Origin of the sequence: Acinetobacter sp. NIPH 284, from assembly GCF_000369425.1 — a bacterium.
Lineage (GTDB): Bacteria > Pseudomonadota > Gammaproteobacteria > Pseudomonadales > Moraxellaceae > Acinetobacter.
Map to the genome: position 1 here is coordinate 51,919 of NZ_KB850012.1, position 15,261 is coordinate 67,179.

The 15,261-nt window shown below is 35.1% G+C and carries 14 protein-coding genes; 5 read left to right on the forward strand and 9 right to left on the reverse strand.

All coding sequences use genetic code 11. The annotated features are described in order from the left end of the window. The 9 genes from F908_RS14320 to F908_RS14360 all read right to left on the reverse strand — a co-directional run bounded on the left by F908_RS14320 (position 1) and on the right by F908_RS14360 (position 9,581). Positions 1-753: a glycosyltransferase family 25 protein gene (locus tag F908_RS14320; RefSeq protein WP_005163536.1), complete on the reverse strand. Its 753-nt coding sequence runs from the start codon at positions 751-753 to the stop codon at positions 1-3. A gap of 8 nt (positions 754-761) precedes the next feature. Beyond that, entirely contained in the window at positions 762-1,967 is a 1,206-nt protein-coding gene (locus tag F908_RS14325; protein WP_005163547.1) for a hypothetical protein, read from the reverse strand. 2 nt (positions 1,968-1,969) lie between these two features. Continuing rightward, positions 1,970-3,055, reverse strand: a complete 1,086-nt coding sequence (locus F908_RS14330) for a glycosyltransferase (RefSeq protein ID WP_005163550.1) — start codon at positions 3,053-3,055, stop codon at positions 1,970-1,972. Further along, complete coding sequence (locus F908_RS14335; protein ID WP_005163553.1) at positions 3,052-4,356, reverse strand: lipopolysaccharide biosynthesis protein; 1,305 nt, start codon at positions 4,354-4,356, stop codon at positions 3,052-3,054. The genes F908_RS14330 and F908_RS14335 overlap by 4 nt, the downstream gene beginning before the upstream one ends. Before the next feature lie 3 nt (positions 4,357-4,359). Next, on the reverse strand, positions 4,360-5,445 hold the full coding sequence (locus F908_RS14340) for a DegT/DnrJ/EryC1/StrS family aminotransferase (RefSeq protein WP_005163558.1): 1,086 nt from the start codon (positions 5,443-5,445) through the stop codon (positions 4,360-4,362). After that, positions 5,438-6,028, reverse strand: a complete 591-nt coding sequence (gene wbpD / locus F908_RS14345; protein WP_005163560.1) for a UDP-2-acetamido-3-amino-2,3-dideoxy-D-glucuronate N-acetyltransferase — start codon at positions 6,026-6,028, stop codon at positions 5,438-5,440. Before wbpD ends, F908_RS14340 begins: the two co-directional genes overlap by 8 nt. Further along, on the reverse strand, positions 6,025-6,975 hold the full coding sequence (locus tag F908_RS14350; protein WP_005163562.1) for a Gfo/Idh/MocA family protein: 951 nt from the start codon (positions 6,973-6,975) through the stop codon (positions 6,025-6,027). The genes wbpD and F908_RS14350 overlap by 4 nt, the downstream gene beginning before the upstream one ends. A gap of 26 nt (positions 6,976-7,001) precedes the next feature. Beyond that, positions 7,002-8,297 carry a Vi polysaccharide biosynthesis UDP-N-acetylglucosamine C-6 dehydrogenase TviB gene (gene tviB / locus F908_RS14355; RefSeq protein WP_005163564.1) on the reverse strand — a complete coding sequence of 432 codons (1,296 nt, stop codon included), beginning with the start codon at positions 8,295-8,297 and terminating at the stop codon, positions 7,002-7,004. A gap of 225 nt (positions 8,298-8,522) precedes the next feature. Continuing rightward, complete coding sequence (locus F908_RS14360) at positions 8,523-9,581, reverse strand: RNA-guided endonuclease InsQ/TnpB family protein (protein ID WP_034602929.1); 1,059 nt, start codon at positions 9,579-9,581, stop codon at positions 8,523-8,525. Between the two features lie 270 nt (positions 9,582-9,851). On the opposite strand from F908_RS14360, the gene F908_RS14365 reads away from it, so the two are divergent. The 5 genes from F908_RS14365 to F908_RS14385 all read left to right on the forward strand — a co-directional run bounded on the left by F908_RS14365 (position 9,852) and on the right by F908_RS14385 (position 15,222). Beyond that, positions 9,852-10,952: a polysaccharide biosynthesis/export family protein gene (locus F908_RS14365; RefSeq protein ID WP_005163582.1), complete on the forward strand. Its 1,101-nt coding sequence runs from the start codon at positions 9,852-9,854 to the stop codon at positions 10,950-10,952. 2 nt (positions 10,953-10,954) lie between these two features. Continuing rightward, positions 10,955-11,383, forward strand: coding sequence for a low molecular weight protein-tyrosine-phosphatase (locus F908_RS14370; RefSeq protein ID WP_005163585.1), 429 nt, complete (start codon positions 10,955-10,957; stop codon positions 11,381-11,383). A gap of 16 nt (positions 11,384-11,399) precedes the next feature. Continuing rightward, positions 11,400-13,607, forward strand: coding sequence for a polysaccharide biosynthesis tyrosine autokinase (locus F908_RS14375; RefSeq protein ID WP_005163588.1), 2,208 nt, complete (start codon positions 11,400-11,402; stop codon positions 13,605-13,607). A gap of 177 nt (positions 13,608-13,784) precedes the next feature. Continuing rightward, positions 13,785-14,492 (forward strand): BamJ family beta-barrel-assembly machinery protein, encoded by a 708-nt coding sequence (locus tag F908_RS14380; RefSeq protein WP_005163590.1) that lies wholly within the window; start codon positions 13,785-13,787, stop codon positions 14,490-14,492. A 46-nt stretch (positions 14,493-14,538) separates the two neighbouring features. Continuing rightward, positions 14,539-15,222, forward strand: a complete 684-nt coding sequence (locus F908_RS14385; protein ID WP_005163592.1) for a BamJ family beta-barrel-assembly machinery protein — start codon at positions 14,539-14,541, stop codon at positions 15,220-15,222. Positions 15,223-15,261 lie beyond the last annotated feature (39 nt).

Consider the following 15,261-nt stretch of genomic DNA (forward strand, 5'->3'; position numbering starts at 1 on the left):
TTATTCCTCAAACTTCTTATAAAATGGTAATGCTATAATACTACTCATTCTTCTTCTTACAATTTTAGTAAGTAGATTAAATGCTAATCTAACATAGAAAAAATGATGCAATCTCTCTGAGCCAATACTACTATTATTAGAGTTAATATCTTCAATATCTGGATGATCTAAAATATCTGCGATATAAAACTGGGTAGAATAGACTTCGGAAAATCCTGCCCAATCATCCGCCTTTTTGCATGAATCCCTATGATAAGAAATTATATTTATCGCTGCCTCTCTATCAACAATATAACCCATAGTATAATACAAAAATCTTCTAAAATTTTGATTAACTTTAAGGACATTTGAATTATTGAGTATAAAATTTGTTCCTCGTACATTTTTACATAAGGTAAGCCTTATTCCACCAAGTAAAAATATAAAATTAGAATTTAATGAGCCTAAATCAACTCCACTAAAAGTAATATTTTTTTTAAAGATCACATCATCTTCTAATACTAAAGCGTATTTTTGGTTTGATTCTAAAAATTGCTTTAAAGCCTTTATATGAGATAATGTACAACCTAACTCAGATGGAGATAAAGGTGGAAAAGTCTTTCTTATTGCTAAATTATAATATTCGATTGGATTAAGTTTTCGACCATCCACGCCTAAAATCTTAAATTCATCTCTTGAAAACTGCTTGTTCTTAATAAAAAAATTCGTCAATCTTTCTCCAGAACTATCAACAGATATAAGATATTTTTCCATATATACTCTCAAAATTTAAATTTAGTTAACCAATATCCCATACACAACCATATAGGATAATAGATTATTGACTTTGTAAAAAGTAATGATATAGCCGAAAATAAAAATAATAAAATAAAAAATTTTTCCACAACATCTGTTTTTATCTTAGCTCTACTTATATGAAGTATTTTAACTACTGTAAAAAATAAGAACAATATCATAAATATAAAAAATATAAAACCATAAAATTGCCACGCACTAACAATATTATGAGAATAGGCTCCAATATTATTATACAATTCAGGAACCCCAAAATCAGTAGTAATTATTTTATTTGGGTTTCCTATAAAAAATTGAGAAGATAAATTTTCGATATTTTTATCAAAAATCAACTTCCTCAATTGCCAGGAATCATCTTTCTCACCTGATATAATAAAATAAAATTTAGTATCTTTTAAAAAAGAAACCCCTATTGTGAAAATAAAAATAAACGCAATTGATATTAAAAGAAACAATGAAAGCCACATTTTTTTATTATCAAATAAAAAATTATAAAGAAGAAAAGCTAGAATAAAAACAAATACATCACTCCTTCCTCCTACCATAAAAAATATTATTAAACCTAAAATAAAAATTAAGGTATCCCATTTTCGACTAAATGCCAAAGCAGACAACACAAGAATTAAAACAAAATGACCTATAACCAAGTGAGAATAATCAATATTATCAGCTCTATTATCTTTGAGTGAAGCATAATCAATTACTAATCCAACCTTATCTACAAAAGAAAGAGATAAAATTAACCCAAAAACTATCAAAAAAGATAAAATTTGATTTTCTTTAATCTTTAAACTAGCCAATCCAAAAGAAAATCCAATAGTTAACCATAACATACCACCTATTGCATAAGAACGAGCATATTCTAATGCAGAACGTCCAGTAGAATCATATAACTCAGGGTATAAATAATTTTGTAATATAAGAATTAGAGCCAGATAAATATAAATAAAAAAAATCAGAAAGATTTTATTTTGAATAACAAAATTATTTAACCTTAAATATAAAAATATAGACAAAATACTAAATATAGTATTTAAAATTAATAAATTTGTAGTAATTCTTAAGCCAAGATCAAAAACAACCCCTATAATTTGTGCAAAAGAAGAAATTAATAATAGTGAAAATATAATCACTATTATTGATTTTTCAATTTTAATGACAGTTAAATTCATACTTAAATATCTTTACAAATTTTATCATAAAATTCTTTTAAAAGAATTTCTTTAGAAATATAATTTTCAGCTTGATTTCTTACTTCAACTTTATCAATAGTTCGCATTTTATATGCAAATTCCAAAATACTTTCGATATTTAAAGATTCATTTTTGTAAAATTCAAAACTTTCAGGAAATACATCTTTATGCCCAGAAAAAACAGGCAAACCATTACTTAAATATTCCCTTACTTTTAAGGTAGAACCTTCCTGAATATTTTTTCTAAACAATGCAAAAGAACCCAATGCAACCCAACATCTTGCTGAAATTTTTTCAATCTCATCATGAGATAAACTAGAATGAATAATAAATCTTTTATCTTTATTTAAATTTTCTAAATCACTATCTTTAACACTACCTACAATATGGATAATAATATTTTGCTCTGATTTTTTCATTTCTTTTATGAGTAAATCCAAACCATGCCAATCATAAAAATAGCTAGCAACAAATAGAATTTCTGGAATATTTGGATCTCTTAAATCTAATATATCTATCTTTTTTAATGCAATACCATTAGGATATACTATTCCTAACTTATTGCAACATCCAGCTCTTTGCCTTTCATAATTAACAATCTCATTTGTAACTCCTACAATACCATATGATAATTTGATAGATTTATTACCCCAAAAACTCTCTAAAAGACTTTGAATACGTCCTTTAAAACCATTAAGGCGTAATTCTGGAATTTCTAAAGTATGATGAACTAATAAAACTTTTTTATTATTATTTCGAATAAATAAATACTGATAAGGATCATACATTATATATCTTAGTAAGAAAATATCTACATTATCTTTTTTTGAAAGCAACCACTCATAATATTTCTTTCTAATCTCCACCCAAACCTTAACCTTCATTGAGTTTTCAATTTGAAAAAATTCAATGATTTCTTTATATTTTTCTGGGATATCTTGTTGAGGCATGAATATTTTAACATCATAATCAATACCAAGATTTTTCGCAGCAAGATACTCACTGTACATCTGTGACACCACACCTGAAGAATAGTATTGTAATAATGCTGTATGTAAAACTCTCATATTTTCACACTTTTAGATTCTTTGTCAGAATCTTTAACAATCAAAAAAATAATAAGCAAATATAAGCTGTAAAAAACAAATCCAGATAATGCATAATACTCGAACATAAAGTTACTTATGAATACACTAAATAAGTACAAGCCGCCAACACGAATACCTAAGCCAGCAATTTGTAATAGTAAGGCAACTTTCTGATGGCCCGTAATATGTAATGACATAGAAACAGGTGACACTAAAAGCTGCACAACAAACCAAGGAAGCATCCAAAGCATCATTTCACCAGTGCGATCCCATGCTTCACCAAATATAAATGGCACAATGCTTGGGGCTAAAAAGCAGATGATAAAAAGGGGTATCACTCCAATTTTTAGTAACTGAAGAATACATTGATAAGTATATTGAGTTAACTCTCCCTTACTATACTTTTCTGATGCGTGAGCTAAATAAACTTGAGCAACTGCTCCACCTATAAAACCAACTGGTATTGCCATAATCTGCATTGCTAGCATCAAATATCCAGCTTCAGCATCTAAAGCTAGGGCAGCAATCAAAATAATAGGTAACTGAATAGCTGCCGAATTAGTTAAGGCCTCTAATGCAGAGTATTTCGGAAATTTATCATTTTTTTTAAAAATTCGCTTTAATTCTCTTAAATTCATGCTTCGAATAGGATTATATGCTTCCTTATAAAAACCTAATGCCAAGCTTTTAATACCTGAAGAAACTTTGATAATTTGTCCTACGATCAATCCAAATACAGAAAACCCCATAAAACCCATAACTATCTGTATCGATGTACCACTCACAGATTGGAGCATGCGTGTTTTTGCAATTAAAGAAAAAAATTTTTTCCGAGTAGTCCAATATTGTAATGAATTATATAATCCAGAAAAGAAAACCCCTATAGGTACTAACCAAATTAAATGCGAAAAATCTGGTTGTCTTAAAAGAAAAACAATATCTGAATTAAAAATCCAGATAATCAGACCTATTAATAAACTAATTATGAAGTTACTTAATAGAGCAAGTAAAACTAAATAAATTGCTTCATTGTCATCTTCAGCTATAGGAATAGCTATTTCGAAACGCAAACAACTTGCTACAGATAAAGTGAGCAATAAAGATGCATATATAGCGTATAATGAAAACTCTTCTGGAGTGTATAAACGTGTCAAAATTGGCAATGCAAGTATTGCTATACCTTGAGCAAAAGCCGTCCCACCTACTAACACAGACACAGCTTTTAAAAAGCCTCCTTGAGCATTTAACTTTGTATTAATTTTATCAAGAAGACCTTTCACAACTTAGTTACTCAATAAGGTAGCAACAATTTTTTCTTGAGCTTCAAGTGTCAAATAAGGATGCATCGGTAAACTCATTACTCTTTCTGCTATAACATCACCTACTGGTAACACTGCATTTGCATCTGCTACAGCAGGCTGCTTATTTAACGGAATTGGGTAATGCACCGCAGTCGGAATAGCTTGCGCTTTTAACTTTTCCTGAACTTCACTGCGGTTTTCTACCTGAATGGTATATTGCGCCCATGCACTCGTATTATGCATTTCAATAAACGGAGTTGTGAAAACACCTGCTTCATTGAAAAGTTTAGTATAAGTATCCGCTACACGCTGACGCGCCTGCATTTCATCATCCAAAATTTCTAATTTTGGCAATAAAATAGCCGCTTGTAAAGTATCTAGACGGCTATTTACCCCAACACGAACATGGTGATAACGACGGTCTTGCCCATGACGTGCAATTTGGCGAATCACTTTTGCCAACTCTGCATCATTGGTAAAAATAGCTCCACCATCGCCATAGCAACCTAAAGGCTTGCTTGGGAAAAAGCTGCTACATGCCACGGTACTTAAATTACAGCTTTTACGTCCCTTGTAAGTTGCACCAAAACTTTGTGCAGCATCTTCAATAACAGGAATATTATATTTCGCAGCAATTGCATTAATTGCATCAAAATCAGCACATTGTCCATATAGGCTTACGGGAATAATCGCTTTAGTGCGTGGTGTAATGGCTGCTTCTAGTTTTTCCACATCTAAATTGTAGGTTTTGGGGTTCACATCTACATATACAGGTGTCGCCCCCAATACTGCCACCGTTTCCGCTGTTGCAATATAGGTAAAACCCGGGGTAATCACTTCATCGCCTGGCCCTATACCAAATGCCATTTGGGCAATTTGCAAAGCATCTGTACCATTGGCACAAGTAATACAGTATTTTACACCTACATAAGCTGCCAGCTTTTCTTCTAATTCTGCAACTTCTGGGCCTAAAATATACTGACCATGTGCCAACACCCGCTGAATACCCGCATCAATTTCAGCCTTAATACGTGACTGCTGTGCTTTTAAATCAATAAATTCAATCATGTGCAACCTGCTCTTTTGTTACAACCTTACCATTCAGTCGGTAAATCGCTCCTGTATGCTCACATGCAACTTGTGCTTCCCCCTCTAGTGGCAAGTCTAGTTGTTCACCAAACTCACTCATCCAGCCAATTTGCTTTGCAGGCACACCTACCATCAGTGCATAGGCTGGTACATCTTTATTGACCACTGCACCAGCACCCACAAATGCATATTCACCAATGGTAATACCACAAACAATGGTACAGTTTGCACCCAAAGTCGCACCCCTTTTTACAAGTGTATTAAGGTATTCATCTTTACGTTCAATTAGCGAGCGTGGATTATAAACATTGGTAAACACCATGCTTGGCCCACAAAATACACCTTCTTCCAAGGTAACATTATCATAGACCGAGACATTATTTTGCACTTTGCAGTGATCGCCAATGACAACTTTATTTCCTACAAAGACATTTTGCCCCAAGGAAACACCGCAACCAATCTTTGCACCACCACACACATGAACAAAATGCCAGACACGCGAACCTTCCCCAATTTGCGCACCATCATCTACAATAGCGCTTTCATGTTGATAAAAACTCATGCTGACTTCACCTTAGCAAGTAAAGGATGCGGATTTTCAGGATGTTCAACTACTGGTGCAACGCGAATTACTTCTACAGTTTCAATTGCGGCACGGTTTTCTTCAACACCATAACCCTTACCTTCTAGAATACGCTGGTAACTTTGGGTATGTAAGTCAGTAAAACCACCTGAAAACTCAAGCTCTTCATTTTCAATGATAATACTACGGTAGGTTAGCTTTTCACCTTGTACAGCATTTTCTGGTAGGTTATTCGCATCAATTGACAAGAACCAACGTACACGCGCACGCTCATATTCTAAATAACCCGAAGCGGTTTTCTCATCACGGAAATGCACTTCATTTTTAACAATTTTGCCAAAAATAAAATGCAGCATATCGTAGAAATGCACACCGATATTAGTTGCAACACCACCTGACTTATTATCTACTCCTTTCCATGACTTTAAATACCACTTACCACGTGATGTGAGATAAGTTAGATCAACATCAAATACTTTATCTGCTGGAGCCGCTTTAACTTTATCGCGTAAAGCTATAATAGACGGATGTAAACGTAACTGTAAAATTGAGTTTACCTTGGCACCATATTGTTTTTCATATTCAGATAGCATATTTAAATCTTCTGAATTCAGCACCAATGGCTTTTCACAAATGACCTCAATGCCATTTTTCAAAGCATATTTCATATGAGGTGCATGTAAATAGTTCGGTGAGCAGATTGCAACATAATCTAGCTTTTCGCCTTTTAATTTTTGGTCTTCTACATACGCTTCAAATTCTTCAAATTCAGTAAAAAACTCAGCCTCAGGAAAATGACTATCCATAATTCCTACAGAGTCATTCACATCCATAGCAACAGCTAAAGTATTGCCTGTTTCTTTAATCGCTTTAAGATGACGTGGTGCGATATAGCCAGCTGCGCCAATAAGAGCAAATTTTTTCATCGTTTAACTTCTTTTCAATATTTAAATTAAAGACGGAATACTGTAAAACCTTGTTCAGTCATGCTTATACGGTCAAATAAACCTTTGACATCGGCAAGAACAGGTTGATTACTACGCACATAGCTTTTTAGCTCGACCGCAGACAATTTACGGAATTCATTATGCCCCACCGCAACAACTAGTGCATCGACTGGATATTCTGCATTGACCTGACCTAATTCGATCCCATACTCATGCTTGACTTCTTCAGCATCTGCCCACGGGTCTGCAACGACCACTTGAGCACCCCAAGCTTCGAATTCTCTAATCAAGTCAGCGACTTTACTGTTACGGATATCAGGGCAATTTTCTTTAAAAGTCACCCCTAGCACCCCAACTTTTGCACGAGGGACATCGATGCCATTTTGAAGCATTTTCTTAATAGTATTACGTGCAACATAACGTGCCATGTTGTCATTGATACGGCGGCCAGCCAGAATCACTTGTGGGTGATAACCCACCTCTTCCGCTTTATGTGTTAAATAGTATGGATCAACACCAATACAATGCCCACCGACTAAACCTGGACGAAATGGCAAAAAGTTCCATTTACTTCCAGCTGCTTCAAGTACATCGATAGTATCGATACTCAAACGGTCAAAAATCACTGAAAGCTCATTGACTAAAGCAATATTTAAATCACGTTGTGTATTTTCAATTACTTTGGCTGCTTCTGCGACTTTGATACTAGAGGCTTTATGAGTACCTGCCGTAATAATACTAGCGTAGACGGCATCAACAGTATCCGCAATTTCTGGCGTGCTGCCACTGGTTATTTTTTTAATCTTGGTTAAAGTATTAACTTTATCCCCAGGATTTATACGTTCAGGACTATAACCTGCAAAGAAATCTTGATTAAATTTTAAACCCGATATTTTCTCTAGAATTGGAATACAAACTTCTTCTGTTGCACCAGGGTAAACTGTTGATTCATAAACGACGATATCACCTTTTTTTAAAGCTTGACCTACTGTTTCACTCGCTTTTTTCAAAGGTGTTAAATCTGGACGATTTACTTGATCAACTGGCGTTGGAACTGTAACAATAAAAAAATTAGCTTCTTTTAAATCATGTAAATTCGCACTAAAGTTAAGCTGATCTGCTTTTTTAAGATCATCTGATGAGACTTCTAAAGTATGGTCCTCTCCACGCTTCAGCTCATCAATACGACTATGATTAATATCAAATCCAATAACTGAACTTTTTTTCCCAAACTCAACAGCTAACGGTAAACCCACATATCCCAAACCAATAATTGCTATTTTTAATTCGGCAAGTCTCATAAAATTAGCCTTAATCCCTAAAATATATTTAAAAACTTAAATGAAAGACATAAAAAACCATCAATTTTTCTGCGCACAATATAGCAGAGTTTTGCTCGACACTATAACGAAATTGTATGACGTATTTTTCTTTTTAAACGGTTTCACCCATAAATTCTACTAAAATGCAATATTATCAATAATTAACAAATCTGTTACTTTTTATGAGTTGACATCCTCCCCGACCTAAAGGACGGGGATTCCTCCTGCGAGACGCTCATGTCCGAGCGCAAGAATATTCAGTGCTGAGTTTATATCTCGATTATGGAGCGTACCGCACTCCATGCACTGCCATTCTCTTATTCCTAAGCCTGCCCTACCTTTCGGACTACTGGAGCGTGAGCCACAGCACGAGCAAGTTTGGGTGGTATACGCTTCATTGACTTCTTCATACCATACCCCTGCGTTCTCGCATTTATACTTGAGCATGGTTCTTAGTGTTGTCCAACTTGCATCTAGCACTGATTTAGCTAATTTAGTTTGTGCGAGTGCTTTGGCATTCACATTGCCAACGAAGATTGCTGCATGTTCATTCACCAGTTTATGGCTGAATTGATGCAGCATGTTTTGACGTATATTTTTAATCTTGGCGTGAATTGCTTTGACACGTTTCTTATTTCTAGCTCGTTGGGCTATGCCAAGTTTTTGTTCATATTGGCGATAGATTTTAGGGGCTTTGAGTTTCACACCATCTGAGCATGTTGCAAGGTCTTTTAGCCCTAGATCAATGCCAATGGCTGTGGTTGATGTTGTTTTCTCTATCTTTGGTGCTTCTACAACTAAACAGACATACCAACGCCCACGACTATCCTCAACAAATGAGCCTGTTTTAACATTGTATTTGCTTAGTCCGTAGCTGTCCCATAGTTTGAATTGGTGCTTGCCATATTGAACATAGCCATCAGCATATTTGATTGCTACTTTCTTGAACGGTATCCAACCCAATGAACGCCTAGCTGATTTTTTATTGCTGACTCGCCATTTCAGTTTTGCTTTTTTGAATTGCTTGCGTCTTGTCACTAATTCTTCTGCGACCGCCTGAATCGTTTGGCTATGCAAATTACATTCTTTCGATGTGCCTTTTGTGTATTTGGCAATGTCGTATGCTGAAAAGAATTGTTGTTTTCGTTGTAGATGTTTAAAACACAAATCATTCACGTAATTCCAGACAAAATTCACCTCAGATGCCATCTGATTTAGCACCTTGCAATGTTTGTCTTTTATGCGTAATTTGAGTGTCTTCATACAATTATTTTAACCGTATTTTTCTTAATAGTGATTATAGCAAAAGTATTTAAAACGACATTTCATGTCGTATGGCTTACGCCAGTCGCTTATATCCTCGGGCTAAACCCCGAGGTTTTACGCTCCAATGGATAAACTTAGCATACAAAGCCAACGGATTTGTCAGTGATTTTTTAGGATTTTTAAGCTAGAATAAGCAAAATTCTAAGTCTAAACACAGATGATTGTGTCTAAGCTGATATAAATTTTATAAATATTCAAGGGTAAATTGTGAAGCATTATCAATTATTTTCCATCCTTGCAATTAGCTTAAGTGCTGTTGGATGTGCTGTCACTTCTGGTCTTCAAACATACGACATTCCAAGTGAGGGAGTTTATAAGACTGATCTTGGGACAACTGTAAGTGTGATAAAAATTACACAAGATACTTTAGAGTCTATAAAACCAACCCAGTTAAACTACCAACAAAACTATACTTCTTTACTTAATCAACCACAGCGTGTTTATCGTTTAAGTCCTGGTGATGTTTTATCCATTCAACTTTGGGCATACCCTGAAATCACCCCACCTGTAAACAATCTGTCGAATGATCAATCGATTCAAGCGAACGGATACCCTATTGATTATAATGGGTTCATCCAATTGCCCTTAGTCGGTCGATACAAGGCATCTGGTAAAACGTTAAGTCAATTAAATTCAGAATTACGAAATCAATTTGCTCATTATTTAAAAACCCCTGACGTAATTGTCAGAGTCTTAAACTATCAAGGGCAACGTTACTCTGTACAAGGAAGTGTAAGAAAAGGTGGTCAATTTTATTTAAATGACCAACCTATTAATTTATATACGGCTCTTGGTATGGCTGGTGGTGTATCTGAATTAGGTGATAATACTTATATACAATTAGTACGTAATGGTACTACTTATAATATCAATACACTTGAATTAGAAAAAGCAGGCTATTCGCTACACAAACTTTTAATTCAACCAAACGATACAATTTACGTAAGTACTAAAGACAATCAGAAAATATATATTATGGGTGAGTCTGGTAAAAACCAAGCACTACCAATGCGTGATCAGGGCATGACTTTGAGCGATGCTCTCGGTGAAGGTTTAGGTTTGAATCCTTTATCAGCAAGTGCCAGCCGAATTTATGTATTACGCACTAACGCAAATGATCGACGAACTGAACTTTATCATTTGAATTTAATGAGCCTTGGTGACTTTGGGTTGGCAAATCAATTCCGTTTACGTAGTAACGATATTGTATATATTGATGCAACAGGCTTAACTCGCTGGCAACGTGTTATGAACCAGATTGTACCGTTCTCGAGTGCACTTTATAGCTTTGATCGGCTAGGTAAGTAATCATGCAGATTCGAAGTATTTTAGTGGTTTGCGTTGGTAATATTTGTCGTAGCCCTATGGCAGAATACCTACTAAAACAGGATTACCCTCAGCTAATGATAGATTCAGCTGGTATTTCTGGACTTTCAGGTCATCCTGCTGATGACAAAGCACAATTATGTATGCAACATTTAGGTATTGATATAAGTGGGCATATCGCAAAAAAATTAAATGCTGAACATTTAAAAAAAGCGGATTTAATTCTCGTGATGAGCAAAAATCAGCAAGCTCATATTGAACAAACTTGGCCTTTTGCTAAAGGAAAAGTTTTCAGATTAGGTCACTGGCAGAATAAAAATGTGCCAGACCCATATCAGCATGATCAGGCCTTTTTCGATGAGACATGTCAGCTTATTCAACAGTGTGTCACTGATTGGAAAAATTATATTTAACTTTTAGATTAAGATTATGAGCCAAAATACCAATACTGAAGACACAATTGACTTGAAAGAGCTTTTTTTCTCTCTTATTGCTCAATGGAAATTAATCGCTTTATTTATTATTCTTAGCCTTGTATGTGCACTTTTGTACCTTCGTGCGACACCTGATACTTATTCAGTTGATGCCTTAGTTCAAGTTGAAGACAGTAAGGGAGCATCAGCTGCTTTATTGGGTGATTTATCACAAATGATTGACCAAAAATCACCCGCTCAGTCTGAAATTGAAATTTTAAAATCCCGTTTAGTTTTAGGATCAGTAATTCAAGCACTTCATCTTGATCTAAAAGTTTCAAGTGAAGATGATAACTTTAGCCAGCGCTTAATTCATAAAACTGTTTATGAAACAGAATATGCGCCCAAAGCAGTCACTTTTCACGATGGCCAAAAAGCTTTTGATGTACAGCAATTTGAGGTTCCCAACTATTATTTGGATAAGACCTTAAGTTTAAGCTTTAAAGGTAAGAGTTTTAGCTTAACCGATACAAAAACTGAAGAGGTTCTATTAACAGCACCCCTGAATCAGTTGAACCAATTAACCACGCGTGCGGGTGTTTGGAAAGTTGCTATTTTTTCTTCGGATATATTTGACGCACATTATTTCATAGAAAAGCAATCGCTGCCTGCTGCGGTACAAGCGATTAACTCAAATTATTCAGTCGCAGAAAGAGGTAAACTCACTGGGATTTTAGGTCTAAGTTATCAAGGGCAAGATAAAGAACATATCACAAAAGTTCTGAATGCAATTTTAGCTGCTTACAGCGCGCAAAATGTAGAGCGTCGCTCTGCAGAAACAGCGCAAACGTTGAAATTCTTAGATGAACAACTTCCAGATTTGAAAAAGCAACTCGATGATGCTGAACGTGTCTTCAATAAATTTCGTCAGCAACACAATACTGTTGATGTGACTAAAGAATCTGAGCTTTATCTAACACAAAGTATTACTTTAGAAACAAAAAGAATAGAATTGCAGCAACAACAAGCAGATCTTGCAGCAAAGTACACAGCTGAACATCCAGCGATGCGTGAAATTAATGCTCAAATCACTGCATTAGATAAACAAATCTCTGAATTAAACAGTACATTAAAAAAATTGCCAGATATACAACGACAATATCTTCAATTGTACAGAGAGGTTGAGGTTAAAACCCAACTTTACACGGCTTTATTAAATTCTTATCAACAGCTTCGAATTGCCAAAGCAGGCGAAATTGGTAATGTTCGTATTGTAGATACTGCGGTTGAACCTGTTGAACCAATTAAGCCAAAAAAATTACAAGTACTTGTCTTGGCTATTTTCTTGGGTGGATTCATTGGTACACTTATTGCTTTGTTACGCAATATGTTACGTACGGGTATCAAAGATAGTGGGCAAATTGAAAATGAATTCAATCTACCTGTTTATGCAACTGTACCACGCTCTCCGATTCAAGAGACACGTATCAGTATTTTAAAGAAAAAGAAGAGTATTCCTATCCTTGCGGTTAAGCATAATGATGATATTGCGATCGAAAGTTTACGTAGTATTCGAACAGCGATTCATTTTGCACTCGTAAATGCGAAGAATAATATTATTGTTATTGCAGGTCCTTCTCCTGAAGTTGGTAAATCATTTATTTCAACCAATTTGGCCACTATTCTTGCACAAACTAACAAGAAAGTTTTGTTGATTGATGCAGATATGCGTCGTGGCTATATACATAAATATTTTAATTTAGATGTAAAGCCTGGTTTATCTGAATTTTTAAGTCATCAAGCTGATCTAAACCAAGTAGTTCATACAACTGAAGTAGATGGCTTAAGTATTATTACACGGGGTAAAAGTCCAGCGAATCCATCGGAAATGTTAGGATCTGAACAGTTTGCGGTATTACTTAACCAATTAAGCCAAGAATATGATCATATTATCATTGATACACCACCTGTACTTGCTGTAACCGATGCAATTATCATTTCTCAATATGCGGGTGTGAACTTACTTGTAGCACGCTATGCTAAATCACAAATGAAAGAGCTTGAACTAAGTTTAAGTCGCTTTGAACAAGCGAATGTCAAAGTAAATGGCTTCATTTTAAATGATATTCAACGTGCTGGTGCTGGGTATGGGTATGGGTATGGGTATGGGTATGGGTATGGATACAATTATTCATATGCTTACAAAGCAAATAAAGATGATTAAAAATCTATCATAACAGTCATCTCAAAAAGCCAGATCTCAAAGTCTGGCTTTTTATTGATAAACACAGAAACTATATAAAAAATACACGCATTTTTTAGCTGAGTTATTCAATGCTTAAGCTTAGACATGCTAAGATCATGACCATATTTTTTATTAAAATCTTACTTCGGACATCTCATGAGTAAAGCTTTACCTGTCATTGCAGCAGTCGTTTTAGGTGGCGCAGCCCTTGTTCCTGTTTACTATGCTACTCAGCACCCGACGACTGAACTTGGATCAAAAGCGGATAAGAATGCAGCACCTGTTGCAAAAATCAGTTATGCCTTAGGCTATGAAGTTGCAAAACAAACACCACCTGAATTGGAAACAGCTGCATTTATCACAGGTTTCCGTGATGGGCATGCCAAAAAGCCTGCTGCATACACCGAAGAAGAATTACAAGCTGCTTATATGGAATTCCAAAAGGAACTTCAACAAAAACAAATTAATGAAACCAAAAAAGCTGAAACCACAAACAATAGTTTTTTAGCTGAGAATGAGAAAAAAGAAGGTGTAAAAAAAACGGCTTCCGGTTTACAGTACAAAATTATTAAAGAAGGTACTGGCAAACAACCTGTTGCAACCTCTGTTGTGAAAGTTCACTACAAAGGTCAATTAACCGATGGTAAGGTCTTTGACAGTTCTTATGACCGTGGTGAGCCAATCGAATTTCCACTCAACCAAGTCATTCCCGGTTGGACAGAAGGTTTACAATTAATGAAAGAAGGTGGCAAAGCAACGCTTTATATCCCTTCTCAACTTGCTTATGGAGAACAAGGGGTTCCTGGTTCTATTCCACCAAATAGCACATTAATTTTTGATGTCGAATTAATCGCTGTAAAATAATTAGTACCAAGGAGAGCATACGCTCTCCTTTATTTTGGAAGAAATAATGAAAAAACTAAGTTTGATTTTAATTGTCTCAATGATGAGCACAGCACATGCAGCACCCATTACTTTAAAAAGCCCACAAAAAGATCAGTTAGGATATAGTTACGGTTATTTAATTGGTAAGAGTTACGCAGAGACATTAAAAGATCTTGATATTGCAACAATCTCACAAGGTCTAGAAGAAGCGATACAAGGTAAGTCTGCATCGTTAACTGATGAAGAAATGATTAACCTATTAAGCCAATATAAAAAGCGTCTCGAAGCAAAACAACTGATAGAATTTCAGGAACTTGCTCAAAAAAATGAGCAAATTGGAAAAACGTTTTTAGCTGAAAATACAAAGAAAGCTGAGATTATAACCACCAAATCAGGTTTACAGTACCAAGTGATCCAAGAAGGCAAAGGTAAATCACCTAAAGCAACTTCAACAGTGAAAGTAAATTACGAAGGACGACTCTTAGACGATACGGTATTTGACAGTTCAATTGCACGAAATCATCCAGTTGAATTCAAGCTTAACCAAGTCATCGCAGGTTGGACTGAAGGCGTTCAAACCATGAAAGTGGGTGGTAAGAGTCGTTTCTTTATTCCAGCAAATTTAGCATATGGCGAAGTGGGTTCAGGCGATGTGATTGCGCCAAATAGCACACTAATTTTCGATATTGAATTACTAGAAGTTAAATAGTAAAAACCCTCCTGATGGAGGGTTTGTTTTTTCAGGTAG

Coding starts and splice junctions, on each gene's coding strand:
- F908_RS14320 (WP_005163536.1), bottom strand. CDS start 753: ATGGAAAAATATCTTATATCTGTTGATAGTTCTGGAGAAAGATTGACG.
- F908_RS14325 (WP_005163547.1), bottom strand. CDS start 1,967: ATGAATTTAACTGTCATTAAAATTGAAAAATCAATAATAGTGATTATA.
- F908_RS14330 (WP_005163550.1), bottom strand. CDS start 3,055: ATGAGAGTTTTACATACAGCATTATTACAATACTATTCTTCAGGTGTG.
- F908_RS14340 (WP_005163558.1), bottom strand. CDS start 5,445: ATGATTGAATTTATTGATTTAAAAGCACAGCAGTCACGTATTAAGGCT.
- wbpD (WP_005163560.1), bottom strand. CDS start 6,028: ATGAGTTTTTATCAACATGAAAGCGCTATTGTAGATGATGGTGCGCAA.
- F908_RS14350 (WP_005163562.1), bottom strand. CDS start 6,975: ATGAAAAAATTTGCTCTTATTGGCGCAGCTGGCTATATCGCACCACGT.
- tviB (WP_005163564.1), bottom strand. CDS start 8,297: ATGAGACTTGCCGAATTAAAAATAGCAATTATTGGTTTGGGATATGTG.
- F908_RS14360 (WP_034602929.1), bottom strand. CDS start 9,581: ATGAAGACACTCAAATTACGCATAAAAGACAAACATTGCAAGGTGCTA.
- F908_RS14370 (WP_005163585.1), top strand. CDS start 10,955: ATGCAGATTCGAAGTATTTTAGTGGTTTGCGTTGGTAATATTTGTCGT.
- F908_RS14375 (WP_005163588.1), top strand. CDS start 11,400: ATGAGCCAAAATACCAATACTGAAGACACAATTGACTTGAAAGAGCTT.
- F908_RS14380 (WP_005163590.1), top strand. CDS start 13,785: ATGAGTAAAGCTTTACCTGTCATTGCAGCAGTCGTTTTAGGTGGCGCA.
- F908_RS14385 (WP_005163592.1), top strand. CDS start 14,539: ATGAAAAAACTAAGTTTGATTTTAATTGTCTCAATGATGAGCACAGCA.